The organism is Acinetobacter sp. ABJ_C5_2 (genome assembly GCF_044538485.1).
Classification (GTDB): domain Bacteria; phylum Pseudomonadota; class Gammaproteobacteria; order Pseudomonadales; family Moraxellaceae; genus Acinetobacter; species Acinetobacter nosocomialis_A.
Window position 1 is genome coordinate 24,141 of sequence record NZ_JBIUCS010000003.1, and the last position, 19,190, is coordinate 43,330.

Consider the following 19,190-nt stretch of genomic DNA (forward strand, 5'->3'; position numbering starts at 1 on the left):
ACTAAAACCCTATTGTTCAAGTCATCATACTGAAATTTTCTTATTTTTTCGTTCAATGAATTATTTTTTAAGCAATTTCCTTATTATTTTCGTCTTTTTCGATCAAACGCTTGTTAAGATAGATATTATTTCTTCATTAAAATACAGTAGTGCATAACACATTATTGCAAACCTAAACGTGCAGTTCGGGTCTGCATGGCTTATGCTAAACTTATCTGCCAAGCGTGAAATCAAAAGACATGACAAAAAACTGGGCTGATCCCGAAGCGAAAGCTGAAGCTGAACGTTATGACAATCCTATTCCAAGCCGTACTCTAATATTAGATACGTTGGAACAATTGCAAACACCGCAATCTCATGCAGAACTTGTTGACCATTTTCATATTCAAGACCAAAAAAGTATCGAAGCTTTAAGCCATCGCTTAAGTGCAATGGTTCGTGATGGTCAAATCATGAAAGACGGGTTCAAGTTTCAGTTAGTGACAGACCAACCAACTTATGAAGCGACCGTCTATATTAATAGTAAAGGTTTAGGCACCGCACATATTGATGGTCAAGATGATCTTTTACTTCCTGAGCGTGAGTTACGTTTAGTCTTTAATGGTGATCGAGTCCGAGTTCGGCAGACCTCAGTAGACCGAAAAGGTAAACCGTGGGGGTTCATTACCGAGGTTCTACAACATCGTGTAAAACAGTTAATTGGTAAATTATCGGTACATGAAGGTGAATACTTTATTCAACCTAATAATCCAAATCAGCACCAACCTATTCCATTAGAAAAAGAATTAGTTGCACATGCCAAAGCGAATGTTGGTGATATGCTTCGTGTTGCCATAGATACCTACCCAACCCGTGAAGAGTTTGCAACGGCGCATATTATTCAATCTATGGCAGATAAAGCGGATACTGAAATTATTATTCCGCAGACTATTCTTGAGTTTGGCTTACCTTACGAATTTCCAGATGAAGTTATAAAAGAAGCTGAAAGTTTTAAAGAACCTTCTGCACAAGACCGTGAAGGACGAGTTGATTTAAGAGATTTAGCGCTCGTCACAATCGATGGTGAAGATGCTCGAGATTTCGATGATGCCGTGTATGCAGAAAAACGTCCAGGTGGTGGTTATCGCGTTGTCGTAGCAATTGCCGATGTCAGCCATTATGTACGTTTAGACTCAGCTCTGAATGAAGAAGCAGAAGAACGTGGTACTTCGGTTTACTTCCCGCACTTTGTATTACCAATGCTACCAGAAGCATTATCAAATGGATTGTGTTCACTTAACCCGCACGTAGACCGTTTATGTATGGTCTGTGACCTAAAACTCTCGCGTACTGGTCGTGTAACGGGTTATGAGTTTTATCCATCTGTGATGCACTCAAAAGCACGTTTGACCTATACACAGGTAGCACAATACTTTGATGGCGCAACAGATGCGATTCCAAAAGATCGTGATATTCACAAATCGCTAAATACGCTTTTCCAGCTTTATCAAATTCTGAAAAATTTACGTGCTGATCGTCATGCAATGGAATTTGAAACCATTGAAACGTACATGACTTTTGATGAGCTAGGTGGAATTAAAGAAATTTTGCCTCGTACACGTAATGAAGCACATAAGCTTATTGAAGAATGTATGTTACTTGCTAACGTCGCCGCGGCTGAATATGCATTAGAACATGATGTTCCAATGTTATATCGCGTACACGAAGCGCCTGAGTTCTCACGTATTCAGAAAGTAAAAGATTTTGTTAAACTTCTTGGCTTACCTTTCCCAGATCAACCAACCCAAGCAGATTATCAAAAAGTTATTGAGGCAACTAAAGACCGTATTGATGCGCCAAGCATTCATGCCGTGTTATTACGCTCAATGATGCAAGCTTACTATGGTGCCAAAAATGCCGGTCATTATGGTTTAGCTTATGAAGCTTATACGCACTTCACATCACCAATTCGCCGCTACCCAGACTTATTGTTACATCGCGCAATTAAAGCCCATTTGAAACAAAAGCCTTATCCGCTTTCTGGTGCAGCTTTAGATGATGCTGGTGAACATTTCTCTCAAACCGAGCGCCGTGCTGATGAAGCATCTCGTAGTGTAACGACTTGGTTGAAGTGTCACTATATGCAACAGCACTTAGGTGATGAATTCATTGGTATAGTGAGTGCTGTCACTGAATTTGGTCTATTCGTTACTCTTAAAGACCTCTATATTGATGGCATGATTCATATTAGCCAGCTCGGCGACGACTTCTTTATTTATGATCAAGCAAGTCAAAACCTTATTGGACAAAATCGTGGTCAGGTCTTCGGTTTAGGTGATGAAGTTAAAATTCAGGTTGCTGGTGTAAATCTGGAAGAACGTAAGATCGATTTCCAACTTATTCAGCAAGTGACCCATGCTGGACGAGTAGTTCGTAGTCGTGCCCCACGTACAACCAGAACAGCGACGACACAAGCAACTGAAGAAGTTTTTGGTAAACCATCTACTACTTCAAATGATGGCGAAAAACCTGTCCGTAAAAAGAAGGAAAAAGGTAAACCAAGTTCATATACTAAAAAATCTGGTAAAAAAACCACTACGAAAGCAGAGGCCAAGCCAGAAAAAGTAAAGAAAAAAGCGAAACCAAAAAAGAAAAAGTCGAATGCCAAGTCTAAGGCTGACTAATTCATAGGTGTTTCTATTCTTTGTTATTAAGCTCCCAAACATGGGGGCTTAATATTTTTAGAACGTTTATTTTCAATTTAAGCTTGATTTCCTGCCTAACAATACCTACATCTAATACTATGTTTAAAAAATAATGTGGCTATTAGCAATGACTTTACAGCAAGCGACTCTACCTACTCCCCGCTTTGACCAAATTACATTAGATAATTTAAAACAAGATATTCAACAAGCGATTCAAGCAGGACAAGAGTTCTTAAACACACTTACAGCTGCACCTTCTGACACAGACCAGCAACTTGCTGTACTTGAACAAATTGATACCCTTGAAAATAATCTCAGTGAATCATGGGGTGTTTTATCGCATTTAAATGCAGTGATGAGTAATACTGAAACTAGAGAAGTCTATCAATCACTCTTACCCGCTTTAAGTGAATATTACACTCAGCTTGGCCAACACACGGCGCTGTACCAGACTTATCAACACATTCATGATGGTCAGAGCTATTCAACGCTAAGTCCTGCTCAACAAAGTGCCATCCGTCTCGCATTACGTGACTTCAAACTTTCTGGCGTTGCTTTAGAAGGTGAAGAGAAAAAACGCTACGCAGAGATTTCTGCACGACTTTCACAGCTTTCTTCTGACTTCTCAAACCATGTACTTGATGCGACACAGGCCTACTTTAAACCACTTACAGAAGACCAGCTAAAAGGTCTTCCAGAAAGCAATGTTGAGTTACTAAAGCAGTACGGTAAACAGCGCGAGCTTGACCAAGCAGTAGCAACTTTAGATTTCCCAGCTTATTTTGCAGTCATGACCTATGCAGATGACCGTGCATTACGCGAAGAGCTTTATAAAGCTTATGTCACTCGTGCATCAGATCAGTCTGAACAAACAGAATTTGATAACAGCAAAATTATGGAAGAAATCTTGAGCCTTCGCCAAGAAATGGCAAAACTACTTGGTTTCAATAACTACGCTGAATATTCTCTTGCTAGCAAAATGGCTCCTGATGTCAAAACAGTTCACGACTTTTTAGCCGACTTAGCTGAGCATGCACGTACCCCTGCTCTCCAAGAAGTTGCTGAGCTACAAGCAATTGCCAAACAAGATGGGATTGATGAACTCAAACCTTGGGATACGACTTACTATTCTGAAAAGCTTAAACAACAACAGTTCAACTTATCTCAAGAAGCATTAAAACCTTACTTCCCTGCTCCGAAAGTCATTCAGGGCTTATTCCAGATTGTTCAGCGCCTATACGGTATTAACATTGTTGAACGTGAAGCTCCGGTTTGGCATCCGGATGCACGCTATTTTGAATTAGAAGACCAAGGCCAAGTAGTTGGTGGGTTCTTCTTTGATTTATATGCACGTACCGGTAAACGCGGCGGCGCATGGATGAGTGGTTTCCGCTCACGTATGCAAACTGTTCATGGTTTACAAAAACCAATTTGCTATATGGTATGTAACTTCACTCCACCTGTAGGCAATCAGCCAGCCTTACTGACTCATGATGAAGTCATCACACTGTTCCACGAATTTGGACATGGCTTACACCATATGTTAACTGAAGTAGACAATATCTCGGTTGCAGGTACTCACGGCGTTGCTTGGGATGCAGTCGAGTTACCAAGCCAGTTTATGGAGTTCTGGTCATGGGACAAAGAAAGCCTTGATGTTTTAAGTGAGCATATTGAGAGCAAGCAGACCTTACCTCAAGAGTTACTCGATGCATTATTAAATGCACGTTTCTTCCAGTCTGGCATGCAAACTTTACGTCAACTTGAATTTGCACTATTTGACTTAACTATTCACACCAAGACTCCTGCGTTGAATAGTGAGCAAATTCAGCAGACTTTAAATGACATTCGCAAACAGTACGCAGTAGTTCCAACTGTCGACTACAACCGCTTCCAACATAGCTTTAGTCATATTTTTGCAGGCGGTTACGCAGCGGGTTACTACTCTTACAAGTGGGCAGAAGTTTTAGCGAGCGATGCATTTGACCGCTTTGAACATGAAGGTATTTTCAACACTCAAACAGGTAAAGAATTCCGTCAAGCAATTTTAGCTGTGGGTGGGAAAGACACTGCTCTTGAAGCATTTGTCAATTTCCGTGGTCGTGAACCAAAAATTGATGCGTTGTTACGTCATCAAGGTTGGACGAACGACAACAAAACCGCTTAAACTATGGGCCTAAATTGATCGTGTGGTTAGGGTGATAAAGATGAAAAAACGTTTCATTGCTGGGGCTAAATGTCCAAAATGTGAAGCCATAGATCGAATTGTCATGCTAACCACCGCTGAAGACGAATGGATTGAATGTATCGAATGCGGTTATAGCGAAAATCGTCCGACTCATATTGATGAGCCAGAAACACCTGCTATACCTGATGAAGTTGGAGTAATACAGTTCAAGCCTCGTCGTTCTGACTAAAGGTCTTAAACATGCCACTACAAAGAAAACAAAACTCAAAACTCTTGTGGATTTTAATTGGGGGCTTAAGCATTCTTGTAGTGCTTTTTTTCGCAGCACAATGGTTTTTCAAAAAAACCGAATCGTCAGCACCAATGGTTGATCCTCAACCTGTCTCGACACCTGCACCTCAAAAAACTACAAAACCATCTGCAAGTTCTGAGCCTGTCGCTCAAACACAAACAGCTAACTCGCAACAACTTGTAAATGAAGATGTGCTCAAACAACCTGTCCCGGCTCAAGAGTCTTTAGCAAAAGAAGAAGTGTCTAAACTCAACGACATTCATCATCAGCTGCAAGATCAGGAAGAGACACTAAAAGCTCAACATGCTGATGCAGATCAACTGATTAAGCTAAAAGAAGAGCAAGTGAAGCTCCTCGAGGCTCAGGTTAAACAACAATAGTATTTGTTTAACTCTAAGTATGATGCAAAAAAGCTAGTTCATACGGAGCTAGCTTTTTTATTTATTAAGAATTTATCTACTCAAAATAACTCCGACATAAAAAAACACCCTCTTAAAGAGAGTGTTTTTGCTCAGCTTATATTTTTAAATTACTTGTACCAACCAAATAGTTTCAGTACTAATGGAGCATAAGTGACTAATACCAATGATGAGAACAAGACAATAATTGGTAATAACCAACGTTCATATCGGTAGTAGAAACTTGTATATTTCTCTTTGGCTTCTGCATCGGCAGCATTTACCTCATCATCACCAACGGATAACCGCGTGAGTAGATGGTTCAAGGCAACTGGTGGTGTTACATAACCAAACTCGAATGCAACCAATACAATCATCCAGAAGTGAATTGGGTGAATACCATTTTCGTAGGCTACAGGAGCAATCGTTGCTGCTACTAAAATTACAGCACCAAATGGATCTGTACACATACCAATAATGGCAAGTAGTAATGCAATAAATGCGAGCGAAATATAAATATTACCTAAATGGGTCGGCAACATTTCAACAATTTCAGTACGCTCGATTAAACCACCCACACTTGCAGACAACGCCATTAAAATAATAAGCGCACCAATATGTCCAACTGTTTCTGATGTTGCAAAACGTAATGCACCACCAAAACCTAGACGGAACTGTGAACTATGTGGATCGTGTGACTGTAAGAATGGAGATTTTTTCTCATGTTCACGAACAATTGCTTCATGAATATTTAAGGCTGGTGCCTCTTTAGGCATAACCATTTTATCGTACAAGATCATCGCAATGAGCACGAGAGGCAGAATCACTGGTGCAGTAAATTCGTTCATTCCTGTATCTAATGCATATTTATAAAATGCAAGAACAACCACAGTGATCAAGATGTATGGAATAACAGGTACAAAAGCACGTGCCATACCAGGAAGTGCTACTTTCGGTGAGTTCACGCGGAACTTCTCTTCTGCCAAGAAAAGAGAGACACCCAAGAAAATAAATGCAGTTAACCAGAAGACATAAATACCATGTCCAAATAACTCATCAGACGTAACATGACGACTATCCAACATCGCAATTAGAACGACCAAAAGGCAAGGACGTACTACTACACCTAGCGAACCAGACATTGCAGATACAGCGAGTGCATACTGACGGCGAGCGCCTGCATTCCAGACTTCTTTATAAATAATCGCACCGGCTGCGATAACGAAAATTCCAGAAGCACCTGTATAGGCAGTTGGTACAGCAGCAGCAATCAAAATTAACCAAGTTAAAGTTTCTGGTGCCAAGTTCCATGGACGAAGTACGTTTAGGAACAAGTCCATTACACGTGTTTGCGTGAGCAACATACCTGCCCAAATAAACAAGGCAAGGTTTAAGAAAATGCCCGAGAACTCTACCAACTGACCAAGGTAAATCCCTTGCCCCATTGGATAGTCCATAAAGAACGTGAATGCAACACCTGTAATCACAGCCATATATGCATACAAAGGCACACATAATAAAGCTAAGCCAATATTGCCACCCTCACGTTTTGCTGGTGGGGAAACAAATAGCTGATAAAGACTAATTAAGGTAAGGACGACAAATAAAATCATCCATAACCAGTAAATAATGATTGTTTCATGAGTTGGAGAAACCCCTGAATTAATCACAGAACGGTACTGGCTAATTACTGAAGAACTAAGCAATGCATTACCAAGCAACATAAAGAAGGCATACACTTTGTAGTCCAGCTTGGTTGCAGGGTTACGTAAACCAATATGGTGGAACTTCAACGATGCAGTAATCGCTGAGATTAAGACCATAAAGACTAGTAAAATTGCGCGGTTCTCTGTACCAAATTTAAATATGCCAAAGAAACCCGTTTCAATCGTACGATATGTACGTACCCCTGGATTTGCTTCAATATATTTAATGGTTTTATCGTAAGCCAGATATTTATCTTCACATTGCTGCTGTGCTGCTTGTAAGGATGCACGGACATCACTTTCTGAGGCAGCACCAAAGAAGCTTGCGAAATCATCAGATGCATTCGCTTTCATTTGCTCTTTTACTTGAGCATCAATATTTGGATGTCGATCACAAGACGGCTTTTCAGGCTCCGCACGCAAAAATGAATATTGCATGCCTATAGCAGGGTCACCATAAAGACGTTCCCCGATACGTAATAATTGTCCGTGGATCATTTCCCCGGTACCAATTATGAGCGTCATTAATAGTAAAATGAGGATCACGAATGTTGAGATCCATTCGTTCCATATATAACCCAGCAGACCTAATCCAGATCTTTTTTCTTGATATTCTTGCATAAATATTCCAATTTTGTTCTCTCAAACCCCTCATAACAAAGGCTTTGAGTCATGCAATTTCCTTGGTCAGGGGTATCGTCCATTCCCCTTCTACCAATCCCTTTATTCAACGATCAAATTTGCATCAAACTTTATCAATAAAGAATGACTAAAATCTCTTTTTTAACAGTTTGTATTGTCAATCTTTCTATTTGAACCTTTGTATAAGCCAATAGCATCCTCCAAAGATTGCACCGCCTATCGCCCCATATAAATGAGCTTCGGTTAAAACAGGACTCCCTATCAGCTGTGCTGTGCCTGTTTGCCCAAAAGTATTTTCCCACATCAGCTTGGCAATAATTAACCCTAAAACCAGTAATGCAAAACTCCGTTCTTTACGGTATTGCAAATAAACTAAAGCAACAGCCGTATACAGCCCATGGAGTACTCCAGATAGACCGGCATATGCATCGATATAAGGCAAATAAAAATAGAACACCAAACTGATAAAAGGCGGCAAAAGAAAAAGAAGACTTAAGATGTGCCACACTTTGGTATGCGGAAATATGAAGGGCAAACATGCAAATGCCATCATATTTAAAAGAAAATGAATCCAGCCAACATGTACCCAGTGTGCTGTCCACAAACGCCAAAACTCACCGAGTAAGCTTTCGCGCCAATAAATAAAATAGTCTGGAAATACTTGTAGACATGCGGAAACAGAAATGCACCCTGCGACCAAAAGCACTTTTTTATTGAGTACATGATCTTTCATAGCACACTCCTTTTAAAACCGAACCCCTTACGATTAATCAGAAAATACGTAGCAACCGCAAGGAGTTAGTTTCTTCAGATCTGTTTACTGTGCAGGTGCAGAGGTCGAGTCAGCTGGAACTTCTGATGCAGCCCCACCATCAAACAACTCATCCAGTTCTGCTGAACCTTCATTTTTCTCATCCCAGAAATGAGACATACCATTATCACCTGTACGAACACCTGTATGTTCAGTCCAATAACGGTCAGAAATGCCACGGACAATTAAACCCGCCATACTATCGATTAACTTGAAGTTCGGATTGACTGGCTTGTCATCTGCTTGAGATGCTGCATAAGTTTTTAATGCATCACGGATTTTGGCATCGTCACCACTCGCTTGAGCAGCTACAGCGTAGAGTGCATGAGACAAACGGACACCTTTTTGCTCACCGATTTGCACTGACTGCTTTAATGTCTCATACGGGTCTGGTTTACCTTCGTTAGCCCCTGGTAATAAAGTCCAGATCACCGCACGTGTTGCATTTGGTGCTCCCCAGAACTTTTGGTTATCAAGACAAACCATGCCACGTTCTACAATAGCAGCAATATCTTTCGGAACATTGACAGAACCACCTGAGTTAATGTCATTCGTCACCGCTTGAAGACCACTGATCATTCCAAGTAGATATACAGTCTGATCGGTATCACTACGCATAGTTGGACAAGAATCACCTAAATGGTACTTATATTTAGATTCCCAACGATCAGCGAATAATTTATAGCCGGTATATTGTCGCTCTGCAGCAATTGCAGCCCAACGCTTCTGCGCAATACGTGCATCTTGAGCTTCTGTTACTTGTCCTGCTTTTGAAGCGCGCAAATAACGTAACTCCTGTTCTAATGCTTGGTTTTCCGCACATACACCTGAAGCAGCATACATTAAGACAGCAACACGAGTAGGATCTGCACCCATACCTTTAGTCGACATGATTGCAGGAGTTAAGGCACTACCAGTATTACAAACCATTTCAGCATCTTGCATTGCCAAAATAGGTGGAACGACGTGCTTTTCCGTAAAACCTAAAGCAACATTTGCTCCGCTTTTCACGACGTATGAACAACCTGATAAAACTGAAGCTGCAAGAAAACTCATCGCCAAACCTTGGCTTATTTTTTGGACTTTAGACATCTTCCTGTCCTCGATGTAATTTGTTTTTTCCTTTTCAGATGTACATTAGCAGATGCATATCTTGAATAAAAGAGTAATTACTCTAATTGTAGCGCTTATACTTTGACACACTTCACAGCAGATAAAATTGACAGTTTTTCAGGGAAACAAAAATTTTAGGCAAAAAAAAGTAGCATTGCGACGGTTCAGCACATGCTACTTATTAACTGGGATAAGCTTTTAACGGCTTATATTATTGTTGTTCTATATAATCCTTGAGTAAAGTTCCTGCTCTTCCTACTACTACAGCCATAACAACTGCAATTAACAGAAACATCCACATTGAAATCTCCATGAGAGACCTCCTTACTACATTCGCACCCAGTAAAACTGGACACTTGATGAAATTAATCGATTAACCAATTAAACTATTGACTGACCGACGACCTTTGCATCCTCTGTCTCTTAACTTTGCTATAATTAGCTTTATTAAGATGTTCCCTGAGTAAAGTTCCTGCTCTTCCTATCACCACTGCCAGAATGATGGCAATGACCAAGAACGACCATGTTGGCATCTCCATTTGAGACCTCCGACACACTTTACGTTGGTGTTTGTACTTTAACCGATAGAATAATAACCATATTGAGAAATTGTCGGACAATTAGCTTTCTTGCTCTTTTTTCTGTATTTTAACTAGACAATTTACATTTTCCGAAAAGAAATAAATCTTAATTGTTTGATTTTTAAAATTTTTAAATAAATATACAAATGTAGAATTGTCTAACAATTAATAGAATTTTTCTAAGGTTTTAAGTTGTTTCCACTGCGACAAAGGCATTTGATCAAACCAAATCACAGAAGTTAATGTTTCATGCCCTTCAAAATAGACCACTATGAAAATCTGATAATCAATTATTTTTAAAATTTCTACACGAGAAATTGTTTGCTCTGAATGAAAGCTAAGTGACCATAATTTCTGATCTAAATAAGCAATTTGAGTAAGCTGTGGCCGCTTGAAAAAGAAAACAAAACTTATGAATAGTAAACTGACCGTAACCAACCACCAGAGTATTGATAGGAGTTGATAAAATAGAACTGCTAAACTTAAACCAATAAAAAACTGAAATATAATCGAGAAACGACTATATTTCAGTTTAAAATTCAATTGGTTGACCAAAACCAATCAGCCATGTACATAATGCTTTAATTTATGGATGAAATCACGTAATTCAGTACGTGGTGGTTCAGATACTTCCATAAACCAGTCAAGTAAATCAGGATCTTCCTGCTCTACTAATTCAGCAAATAATGCTTTTTCTGCTGGATCTGCCTTTAAGTAATAATTTTTCACATACGGGTCAAAATAGACATCAATTTCCTTTAAACCGCGGCGTGCGCGATAAACTACTTTACGTTCTTCCAAGGTCATTTCTTCAGACATTTATTTCCCCATCTGCGTTGATAGTGCGCCTAGTTTACCTGATCACATAAGAAAGTTCGCTAAAAATATCAAATTGACCAAACTTATCACTTCATAGCTATAAATGAGCATTCATCACATTGTTAGACCTAGTGAGCTTCCCGTATTTTAGACTTATAACATCAAGCCCAAACCAAGGAAGAAATACAATGCAATCTGGTGCTATTCGTCCCATTCCAAATATGTTACCTCGCCATCTATTAAATGAAGAACATGAAGCTTTCCGAGAAACTGTACGCAAGTTTTATGAAAAAGAAGTGGTGCCAAATACTGAAAAATATGAGAAACAACAACATGTGGACCGAGATCTTTGGAATAAAGCGGGTGCGTTAGGTTTACTGTGCACAACCATGCCAGAACAATACGGTGGCTCAGGTGTAGACCGTCTATACAGTATGATTCTTATTGAAGAACAAGCCTATGCCATGGACTCAAGTACAGGTTTCTCGCTGCATTCCGATATTGTCGCCAACTATATCAATAACTTTGGAAATGAAGAACAAAAGCAAAAATGGCTCCCTAAGATGGCGACTGGTGAAACAGTGACCGCAATTGCCATGACAGAACCAGGAACGGGTTCAGATTTACAAGCTGTTCGAACAACAGCCGTTCTTGATGGCAATGAATATGTCATTAATGGTTCAAAAATATTTATTACCAATGGCTATTTGTGCGATATGGCCATCGTGGTCTGTAAAACAGGTAACAGCGATAAAGGCTCTGCCAATTTATCACTTATTATTGTGGAAGCTGACCGTGCCGGTTTTACTAAAGGTAAGCCACTCAACAAAATTGGCATGAAAGGTCAAGATACATGTGAACTCTTCTTCGATAACGTTCGTGTTCCTAAAGAAAATCTTTTAGGCATGGAAGGTATGGGCTTTATTATGCTCATGAAAGAATTAGCATGGGAGCGTATGTTGGTTGCAATTATCTGCCAAGCTGGTGCAGAAGCAGCATTTGCACATACTGTTCAATATACAAAAGATCGTAAAGCATTTGGCAAGCCAATTAGTGCTTTCCAGAATACACGCTTCAAACTAGCAGAATTACGTACAGAAATTGATTTCTGTCGTACCTATTTAGATCGTTGTATGGAATTACAACTTGATGAAAAATTAAGTGTCGAAGCTGCCGCTGCCGCAAAATATAAAATTTCTGATATGTTTTCAAAAGTGGTTGATGAATGTCTCCAATTACATGGAGGCTATGGTTACATGCTGGAATATCCAATTGCTCGTGCTTATATTGATCACCGAGCAAACCGTATTTATGCAGGCACCAATGAAATTATGAAAGAGTTAATTTCCAGAACACTTTAATACCATACATAAAAAAGGAGGCCATCTGCCTCCTTTTTTATTTCAAATCTTAAGACACTAGCTTTGGCTTACGTGTATTTACATCTGAATGTTTATGGAAATGAAGAATACCATCATCGAACTTAGCATTTTGTAATGACTTTCTATCTTCAAGATAGTTATTGGTTACTTGCCATGGAGCATGCTTACCTTGCTTTGGAAGCTCATGAGCTGCACGACTAATATAGCCAGAAGATAGTTTACCCATCACAGTATCTTCTTCCATTTCATTTTTATTACCCGCTGGAATAACTTCGTCATAGTTATTCTTGTCCATATAGTTTAATAGACGGGAAATATAATCAGCTGCAATATCAACTTTTAATGTCCAAGAGGCATTCACATAGCCAATAATCATGGCCATATTTGGAATATCACTTAGCATAATACCATTGTAAAGCATATGTTCTGAGGAGTTGATTGGCTTACCATCAACTTTAGCTTGAACACCACCCATAATTTGGACTTGTAAACCAGTTGCAGATACTATGATATCGGCATCAAGGTGTTTACCAGACTTTAATTGAATACCAGTCTCTGTAAATTTCTCAATCTGATCAGTTTCAACACTCGCCTTACCTTCACGAAGAATCTTAAATAGATCACCATCAGGTACTACACATAAACGCTGATCCCAAGGATTATAAGAAGGCGTAAAGTGTTTCATATCTACTTTACCCTTAAGCTGCATTTCAATTGCTTTTAAGAGTAAACGACGAACTGTTTTAGGATGCTTCTGAGACAATGCATAAATTGCGCGTTGCATACCAATATTACGAGCACGGGTAAATTTGTAAGCCGCTTCTTCAGACATAAATCTACGAGTCTTTTCATAGATGAAGTCAATAGAAGGAACAGTTGCAATATACGTCGGCGAACGTTGTAACATCGTCACATGACCTGCTCCACCTTTTGACATTGCAGGAACCAGAGTAATTGCAGTAGCTCCACTACCAATAATTACTACTTTCTTACCTGTATAGTCTAAGTTTTCTGGCCAATGTTGCGGATGAATAAGTTGACCTTTGAAAGCTTCTTGATTTGGGAAAGTCGGCGCATAGCCTTGGTCATAATTATAATAACCTGTACAACCTACAACAAAGTTAGCTACCCAAGTCTGCTGTTTTTTATTGCTATCTTCGACAACAACATTCCACTTCTTAGATGAAGAATCATAATTTGCAGAGAGTACTCGATGACCAAAGTGAATTTTTTCCTTTAACTTAAACTCATCAATCACTTCACCTAAATACCCTTTAATAGAAGCACCATCAGCCAATACATTTGCTTTACGCCATGGTTTAAAGTTAAAACCAAAAGTAGACATATCAGAATCTGAACGAATACCAGGATAACGGAAAAGATCCCAAGTCCCGCCAAAGGATTCACGACGTTCTAAAATTTCAAACTGACGTTGCGGAGAATTTTTAGATAAATGGGCAGCAACTCCGATTCCTGAAATGCCTGCACCAATGATTAAAATATCAACTTGCTTTTCCATTTTATTTTTATACCCATTGTTGAGAATATGACTTTATTAAAACACAATTTTGACAATACACAATGTCAAGTTTGACCGTTTATCCGTTTTTTTATGTCACTTGAGGACATTTTTTTATTTTTATAATTTTCAGAAAATAAAAAAGACCGGCATAAAGCCGGCCTTTTCCGAATAATATCAATTATTCAGCTGAAGTGTTAACTTCACGATCTACAAGCTCAACGTAAGCCATCGGTGCTGCATCACCAGCACGGAAGCCCGCTTTAAGAACACGTAGATAACCGCCGTTACGTTCTTTGTAACGAGGGCCGAGTACGGTAAATAATTTACCTACAGTTGCAGCATTACGAGTACGAGCAAATGCTAAACGACGATTTGCTACAGTATCGTTTTTTGCTAGAGTGATTAAAGGCTCAGCAACACGACGTAATTCTTTAGCTTTAGGCACAGTTGTTTTGATCAACTCGTGTTCAAATAAAGAATTAGCCAAGTTTTGGAACATCGCTTTACGATGGCTGCTTGTACGGCCTAATTTCACACCACTATTACGATGACGCATGGTGATAGTCCTACTTAATTAACGGCTACGATAGGCAAAACGGTCGTCCATACGAAGACTAGCTGGTGGCCAGTTTTCAAGACGCATACCGAGTTGTAAGCCTTTCGATGCCAAAACATCTTTGATCTCTGTTAACGATTTTTTACCAAGGTTAGGAGTTTTTAACAACTCAACTTCAGTACGTTGAACGAGATCACCAATGTAGTAAATATTTTCTGCTTTCAAACAGTTAGCAGAACGAACAGTAAGCTCTAGATCATCTACTGGGCGAAGCAAGATTGGGTCAACTTCTTCACGAGGTTCTTGAGCAACTGGAGTTTGGTCTTTCTGAAGATCAACAAAAATTGCAATTTGTTGTTGCAAGATTGTTGCCGCTTTGCGGATTGCTTCTTCAGGATCAACCGTTCCATTTGTTTCAAGATCGATTACCAGTTTATCTAAATCGGTACGTTGTTCAACACGCGCATTTTCAACGGTGTAAGAAACACGTTTAATTGGGCTATAAGAAGCATCTAATTGCAAACGACCTACAGGACGTGTTTCACCTTCAGGGAAACGAGAATCAGAAGTTTCATAACCACGACCTTGAGAAACTTTCAAGCGCATTTTTAATGAACCTGAAGCACTCAAAGTACCGATTAAATGATCTGGGTTAACCACTTCAACATTATGAGGTAAACGAAGGTCAGCAGCAGTAATATCGCCAGGACCTTGTTTTTCTAATGTTAAATAAGCTTCATTTTGATCGAACAGCTTAATAGACAATCCTTTTAGGTTCAGCAAGAGCTCGACGATGTCCTGCTGCAAGCCTTCTAAAGTACTGTACTCGTGCTCGACACCTTCTATCTCTACTTCAACCACAGCAGCGCCAGGTAAAGAAGACAATAGAATGCGACGTAAAGCATTACCAAGAGTGTGGCCAAAACCACGCTCTAAAGGTTCTAGAATCACTTTTGCCGAGGTCCCGCTAACCGCTTCGACCTTGATCGCTTGCGGAGTTAGAAACTCGTTTGCAGTACGCGTCATTATTGCTACCTCAAGGATTATTTAGAATACAATTCTACAATCAAGCTTTCGTTGATTTCAGCAGGTAAATCAGAACGATCTGGTGCAGCTTTAAACGTACCTTCAAGTTTAGAATGATCAACATCAATCCAAGCTGGAATACCACGTTGAGCAGCTAATTCAATCGCGTTTTTGATACGCAATTGTTGTTTAGCACCTTCGTGAACCGCAATTACATCACCCGCTTTAACTTGAATAGATGCGATGTTTACACGACGACCATTCAAAGTAATGCTACGGTGACTTACTAACTGACGAGCTTCTGCACGTGTAGAACCAAAACCCATGCGATAAACAACGTTATCAAGACGGCTTTCAAGCAATTTCAACAAGTTCTCACCAGTTGCGCCTTTAACACGAGCTGCTTCTTTATAGTAGTTACTAAATTGACGCTCTAACACACCGTAAATACGACGGACTTTTTGTTTTTCACGTAATTGTAGTGAATACTCAGATTGCTTACCACCGCGAGCCTGACCATGTTGACCAGGTGCTTTGTTAGCTTTTTTAGTTTTGACGTCAAATGGTTTAACGCCAGATTTAAGTTGCAGGTCTGTCCCTTCGCGGCGAGAGAGTTTGCATTTTGGACCAATATAACGAGCCATGAATGTTTCTCCTTACACGCGACGTTTTTTAGGTGGACGGCAACCGTTGTGAGGAATTGGAGTCACATCGGTAATGCTGTTAATCTTATAACCCACTGCGCCTAATGCACGAACCGCAGACTCACGACCTGGACCAGGACCTTTTACAAGGACGTCTAGGTTTTTCAAACCGTAATCTAAAGCTGCTTTACCAGCAACTTCAGCAGCTACCTGAGCAGCAAACGGAGTTGATTTACGTGAACCACGGAAGCCTTGTCCACCTGAGGTGGCCCAAGCCAATGCATTACCTTGACGATCGGTAATCGTAACAATGGTGTTATTAAAAGACGCGTGAATGTGTGCAACACCTTCAGAGACGGTACGAGTGACCTTCTTGCGTGTGCGAGTATCTTTAGCCATCTTTTAGCTTCCAGAAATCTTACTTTTTAATCGGTTTGCGCGGACCTTTACGGGTACGTGCGTTAGTTTTGGTGCGTTGACCACGGACAGGCAAGCTGCGACGATGACGAAGGCCACGATAGCAACCTAAATCCATTAAACGTTTAATGTTCATGGAAATTTCGCGACGTAAATCACCTTCGGTAGGAACCTTAGCAACTTCTGCACGAATCGCATCAAGCTGTGCATCGTCCAACTCACGGATCTTAGTAGTCTCAGTAATACCAACTGAAGCTAAGATATTCTTAGCAGTGTGGCGACCGATACCAAAGATATAAGTGAGGGAGATAACAGCATGCTTGTTATCCGGAATGTTTACACCGGCAATACGAGCCATTCACTTTCTCCAAAAAGGCAGTAGAGATAATCAACCGCCCCACAAAAATCTTGAGGGGCGGATATTAACCCAATTCGCCTACTGAAATCAACAGGTCTTGATTAGATTAACCTTGACGCTGCTTATGACGAGGTTCTGCGCTACAAATCACGCGAATAACCCCATTACGACGGATAACTTTACAGCTACCACAAATTTTCTTTACAGAAGCTTGTACTTTCATGATGAAACCTCTAAGTGCGCTTATCCCTTAGGATGAGCAGTCGTTTTTCTCATTAATGTTTGATTGTCATATTGATGAGATGTTAAATGCGCTTGTAGCTGAGCCATAAAGTCCATAACAACAACGACTACGATCAGTAATGAGGTACCACCCAAGTAGAATGGAATACCAAAAGAACTTTGTAGAATCATTGGCATCAAACAAATGACTGTAATATAAATCGCACCAATAAACGTCAAACGATTAAGAATATGATCTAAGTAACGAGCAGTTTGCTCACCTGGGCGAATACCAGGCACATAAGCTCCGCTGCGTTTTAGATTTTCTGATACTTCCTTAGGGCTAAATACTAAAGCCGTATAAAAGTAACAGAAAAAGATAATTAACGCACCAAAGAGCACCAAATACAAAGGCTGTCCAGGCGACAATACCAAAGCTAAATCTTGTAAGCTACGTTTAATTAAACCAGCACTCGGATCTGCACTACCTACCCATTGACCAAGACTTGCTGGGAACAATAGTAAAGAGCTTGCAAAAATCGCAGGAATCACACCAGCCATATTAATTTTTAATGGTAGATGTGTTTGCTGAGCTGTAAATATACGACGCCCTTGCTGCTTCTGCGCATAGTTTACTGGAATACGACGCTGTGCTTTTTCAATAAACACAATCGCAGCCAATACACCAAGAGACAAAAGACCAAAGATAACAAGACCAATTAAACTTGTTTGACCATTATCTACAGATGACACTGATTGCATAATTAACTTAGGCAAACCAGCTACAATACCTGCAAAAATAATCATTGAGATACCATTACCGATACCTCTTTCAGTGATTTGTTCACCTAACCACATTAGGAACATAGTTCCAGCGATAAGTGACGTAACCGCAGGGATATAGAATGCAAGTCCTGTAGACAGAGTAATACCCTGACCAATAAGACCCGCACACATACCTACTGCCTGAACCACTGCAAGTAGTAATGTACCTTGACGCGTATATTGATTAATTTTTCGCTTACCTTGCTCTCCTTCCTTTTTCAAGGCTTCAAGAGAAGGAATCACCGTTGACATTAACTGCACAATAATTGATGCAGAAATATAAGGCATGATCCCTAAAGCAAGAATCGACATTCGCTCTAAAGCACCGCCAGAAAACATATTGAATAGCCCAAGAATAGTTCCTTGGTTTGCATGAAATAAATTTTCTAACGCAGCATTATTAATGCCTGGTACTGGAATATGCGCTCCTAGTCGAAAGACCAGCAATGCACCGATTAGAAAACTCATCCGGCGAATAATTTCACGGTATTTCACATGAAATGGCTGACCTTTCATCATGTTGACATGACCTGAAGAACTAGGAGACATAGACACTCGAGATTACTCCTCGACTTTACCGCCAGCTGCTTCAATTGCAGCTTTAGCGCCTTTAGTCAATGCAACACCTTGAACAGTGAATGCACGAGTGATTTCACCAGAAAGCACGATACGAGCACGAATTTGATCGCGACGAACAACATTCGCAGCTTTTAAAGTTTCAAGGCTAACAATGTCGCCTTCCACTTTAGTTAACTCAGACAAACGTACTTCAGCAGTTTTTAAAGCGATTTGGCTAGTGAAACCGAATTTAGGTAAACGACGATAAATCGCTGTTTGACCACCTTCGAAACCTGGACGAACGCCACCACTTTTACGTGATTTTTGACCTTTGACACCACGGCCACCAGTCTTACCAACGCCAGAACCGATACCACGGCCTAAACGACGGTGTTCACGTTTTGCACCTTCTGCAGGTGCAAGCTCATTTAAACGCAGAGTCATGG

At 40.1% G+C, this 19,190-nt stretch carries 19 protein-coding genes; 5 read left to right on the forward strand and 14 right to left on the reverse strand.

What is annotated here, in order from left to right; genetic code table 11:
- Positions 1-239 precede the first annotated feature (239 nt).
- The 4 genes from rnr to ACH8JV_RS05150 all read left to right on the forward strand — a co-directional run bounded on the left by rnr (position 240) and on the right by ACH8JV_RS05150 (position 5,544).
- Entirely contained in the window at positions 240-2,663 is a 2,424-nt protein-coding gene (rnr, locus tag ACH8JV_RS05135) for a ribonuclease R (RefSeq protein ID WP_396520037.1), read from the forward strand.
- A 133-nt stretch (positions 2,664-2,796) separates the two neighbouring features.
- Positions 2,797-4,851, forward strand: a complete 2,055-nt coding sequence (locus ACH8JV_RS05140) for a M3 family metallopeptidase (protein WP_396520039.1) — start codon at positions 2,797-2,799, stop codon at positions 4,849-4,851.
- A gap of 40 nt (positions 4,852-4,891) precedes the next feature.
- The gene (locus tag ACH8JV_RS05145) at positions 4,892-5,101 is read left to right on the forward strand and encodes a YheV family putative zinc ribbon protein (RefSeq protein WP_191001078.1); all 210 of its coding nucleotides are present in this window, start codon (positions 4,892-4,894) and stop codon (positions 5,099-5,101) included.
- Between the two features lie 11 nt (positions 5,102-5,112).
- On the forward strand, positions 5,113-5,544 hold the full coding sequence (locus ACH8JV_RS05150; protein WP_191001077.1) for a hypothetical protein: 432 nt from the start codon (positions 5,113-5,115) through the stop codon (positions 5,542-5,544).
- Positions 5,545-5,693: 149 nt separating this feature from the next.
- Here the strand turns inward: ACH8JV_RS05150 and ACH8JV_RS05155 are convergent, their stop codons facing one another.
- From ACH8JV_RS05155 to ACH8JV_RS05175, 5 genes are all read right to left on the reverse strand, one after another.
- On the reverse strand, positions 5,694-7,889 hold the full coding sequence (locus ACH8JV_RS05155; RefSeq protein ID WP_263614646.1) for a TRAP transporter large permease subunit: 2,196 nt from the start codon (positions 7,887-7,889) through the stop codon (positions 5,694-5,696).
- Between the two features lie 187 nt (positions 7,890-8,076).
- Positions 8,077-8,643 (reverse strand): rhombosortase, encoded by a 567-nt coding sequence (gene rrtA, locus ACH8JV_RS05160; protein ID WP_396520041.1) that lies wholly within the window; start codon positions 8,641-8,643, stop codon positions 8,077-8,079.
- A gap of 84 nt (positions 8,644-8,727) precedes the next feature.
- A complete protein-coding gene (locus tag ACH8JV_RS05165) occupies positions 8,728-9,813 on the reverse strand; it encodes a hypothetical protein (RefSeq protein WP_209045130.1) in 1,086 nt (361 codons plus the stop codon).
- Positions 9,814-10,580: 767 nt separating this feature from the next.
- Positions 10,581-10,970 (reverse strand): hypothetical protein, encoded by a 390-nt coding sequence (locus ACH8JV_RS05170; RefSeq protein WP_311069730.1) that lies wholly within the window; start codon positions 10,968-10,970, stop codon positions 10,581-10,583.
- Between the two features lie 6 nt (positions 10,971-10,976).
- Positions 10,977-11,234 (reverse strand): succinate dehydrogenase assembly factor 2, encoded by a 258-nt coding sequence (locus ACH8JV_RS05175; RefSeq protein WP_002049719.1) that lies wholly within the window; start codon positions 11,232-11,234, stop codon positions 10,977-10,979.
- A 188-nt stretch (positions 11,235-11,422) separates the two neighbouring features.
- Between ACH8JV_RS05175 and ACH8JV_RS05180 the strand changes: the two genes are divergently transcribed.
- The gene (locus ACH8JV_RS05180; protein WP_311069731.1) at positions 11,423-12,595 is read left to right on the forward strand and encodes an acyl-CoA dehydrogenase family protein; all 1,173 of its coding nucleotides are present in this window, start codon (positions 11,423-11,425) and stop codon (positions 12,593-12,595) included.
- Positions 12,596-12,644: 49 nt separating this feature from the next.
- Here the strand turns inward: ACH8JV_RS05180 and ACH8JV_RS05185 are convergent, their stop codons facing one another.
- The 9 genes from ACH8JV_RS05185 to rplO all read right to left on the reverse strand — a co-directional run bounded on the left by ACH8JV_RS05185 (position 12,645) and on the right by rplO (position 19,188).
- On the reverse strand, positions 12,645-14,135 hold the full coding sequence (locus ACH8JV_RS05185; protein WP_174735283.1) for an NAD(P)/FAD-dependent oxidoreductase: 1,491 nt from the start codon (positions 14,133-14,135) through the stop codon (positions 12,645-12,647).
- Positions 14,136-14,316: 181 nt separating this feature from the next.
- Positions 14,317-14,694 (reverse strand): 50S ribosomal protein L17, encoded by a 378-nt coding sequence (gene rplQ, locus ACH8JV_RS05190; protein ID WP_002049717.1) that lies wholly within the window; start codon positions 14,692-14,694, stop codon positions 14,317-14,319.
- Positions 14,695-14,712: 18 nt separating this feature from the next.
- The gene (locus tag ACH8JV_RS05195; RefSeq protein WP_004705386.1) at positions 14,713-15,720 is read right to left on the reverse strand and encodes a DNA-directed RNA polymerase subunit alpha; all 1,008 of its coding nucleotides are present in this window, start codon (positions 15,718-15,720) and stop codon (positions 14,713-14,715) included.
- 17 nt (positions 15,721-15,737) lie between these two features.
- Positions 15,738-16,364 carry a 30S ribosomal protein S4 gene (gene rpsD / locus ACH8JV_RS05200; RefSeq protein WP_002049716.1) on the reverse strand — a complete coding sequence of 209 codons (627 nt, stop codon included), beginning with the start codon at positions 16,362-16,364 and terminating at the stop codon, positions 15,738-15,740.
- Positions 16,365-16,376: 12 nt separating this feature from the next.
- Positions 16,377-16,763, reverse strand: coding sequence for a 30S ribosomal protein S11 (rpsK, locus tag ACH8JV_RS05205; protein WP_001040166.1), 387 nt, complete (start codon positions 16,761-16,763; stop codon positions 16,377-16,379).
- A gap of 19 nt (positions 16,764-16,782) precedes the next feature.
- On the reverse strand, positions 16,783-17,139 hold the full coding sequence (gene rpsM, locus ACH8JV_RS05210; RefSeq protein WP_263614651.1) for a 30S ribosomal protein S13: 357 nt from the start codon (positions 17,137-17,139) through the stop codon (positions 16,783-16,785).
- A 106-nt stretch (positions 17,140-17,245) separates the two neighbouring features.
- The gene (gene rpmJ / locus ACH8JV_RS05215) at positions 17,246-17,362 is read right to left on the reverse strand and encodes a 50S ribosomal protein L36 (RefSeq protein WP_000867907.1); all 117 of its coding nucleotides are present in this window, start codon (positions 17,360-17,362) and stop codon (positions 17,246-17,248) included.
- Between the two features lie 20 nt (positions 17,363-17,382).
- A complete protein-coding gene (gene secY, locus ACH8JV_RS05220) occupies positions 17,383-18,702 on the reverse strand; it encodes a preprotein translocase subunit SecY (RefSeq protein WP_191001672.1) in 1,320 nt (439 codons plus the stop codon).
- Between the two features lie 45 nt (positions 18,703-18,747).
- Complete coding sequence (gene rplO / locus ACH8JV_RS05225) at positions 18,748-19,188, reverse strand: 50S ribosomal protein L15 (protein WP_002049750.1); 441 nt, start codon at positions 19,186-19,188, stop codon at positions 18,748-18,750.
- Positions 19,189-19,190 lie beyond the last annotated feature (2 nt).

Excerpts from the sequence above, each read along its gene's own strand:
- rnr (WP_396520037.1), top strand. The coding sequence starts at position 240 with ATGACAAAAAACTGGGCTGATCCCGAAGCGAAAGCTGAAGCTGAACGT.
- ACH8JV_RS05140 (WP_396520039.1), top strand. The coding sequence starts at position 2,797 with ATGTGGCTATTAGCAATGACTTTACAGCAAGCGACTCTACCTACTCCC.
- ACH8JV_RS05145 (WP_191001078.1), top strand. The coding sequence starts at position 4,892 with ATGAAAAAACGTTTCATTGCTGGGGCTAAATGTCCAAAATGTGAAGCC.
- ACH8JV_RS05150 (WP_191001077.1), top strand. The coding sequence starts at position 5,113 with ATGCCACTACAAAGAAAACAAAACTCAAAACTCTTGTGGATTTTAATT.
- ACH8JV_RS05155 (WP_263614646.1), bottom strand. The coding sequence starts at position 7,889 with ATGCAAGAATATCAAGAAAAAAGATCTGGATTAGGTCTGCTGGGTTAT.
- rrtA (WP_396520041.1), bottom strand. The coding sequence starts at position 8,643 with ATGAAAGATCATGTACTCAATAAAAAAGTGCTTTTGGTCGCAGGGTGC.
- ACH8JV_RS05165 (WP_209045130.1), bottom strand. The coding sequence starts at position 9,813 with ATGTCTAAAGTCCAAAAAATAAGCCAAGGTTTGGCGATGAGTTTTCTT.
- ACH8JV_RS05175 (WP_002049719.1), bottom strand. The coding sequence starts at position 11,234 with ATGTCTGAAGAAATGACCTTGGAAGAACGTAAAGTAGTTTATCGCGCA.
- ACH8JV_RS05180 (WP_311069731.1), top strand. The coding sequence starts at position 11,423 with ATGCAATCTGGTGCTATTCGTCCCATTCCAAATATGTTACCTCGCCAT.
- ACH8JV_RS05185 (WP_174735283.1), bottom strand. The coding sequence starts at position 14,135 with ATGGAAAAGCAAGTTGATATTTTAATCATTGGTGCAGGCATTTCAGGA.
- rplQ (WP_002049717.1), bottom strand. The coding sequence starts at position 14,694 with ATGCGTCATCGTAATAGTGGTGTGAAATTAGGCCGTACAAGCAGCCAT.
- ACH8JV_RS05195 (WP_004705386.1), bottom strand. The coding sequence starts at position 15,720 with ATGACGCGTACTGCAAACGAGTTTCTAACTCCGCAAGCGATCAAGGTC.
- rpsD (WP_002049716.1), bottom strand. The coding sequence starts at position 16,364 with ATGGCTCGTTATATTGGTCCAAAATGCAAACTCTCTCGCCGCGAAGGG.
- rpsK (WP_001040166.1), bottom strand. The coding sequence starts at position 16,763 with ATGGCTAAAGATACTCGCACACGCAAGAAGGTCACTCGTACCGTCTCT.
- rpsM (WP_263614651.1), bottom strand. The coding sequence starts at position 17,139 with ATGGCTCGTATTGCCGGTGTAAACATTCCGGATAACAAGCATGCTGTT.
- rpmJ (WP_000867907.1), bottom strand. The coding sequence starts at position 17,362 with ATGAAAGTACAAGCTTCTGTAAAGAAAATTTGTGGTAGCTGTAAAGTT.
- secY (WP_191001672.1), bottom strand. The coding sequence starts at position 18,702 with ATGAAAGGTCAGCCATTTCATGTGAAATACCGTGAAATTATTCGCCGG.
- rplO (WP_002049750.1), bottom strand. The coding sequence starts at position 19,188 with ATGACTCTGCGTTTAAATGAGCTTGCACCTGCAGAAGGTGCAAAACGT.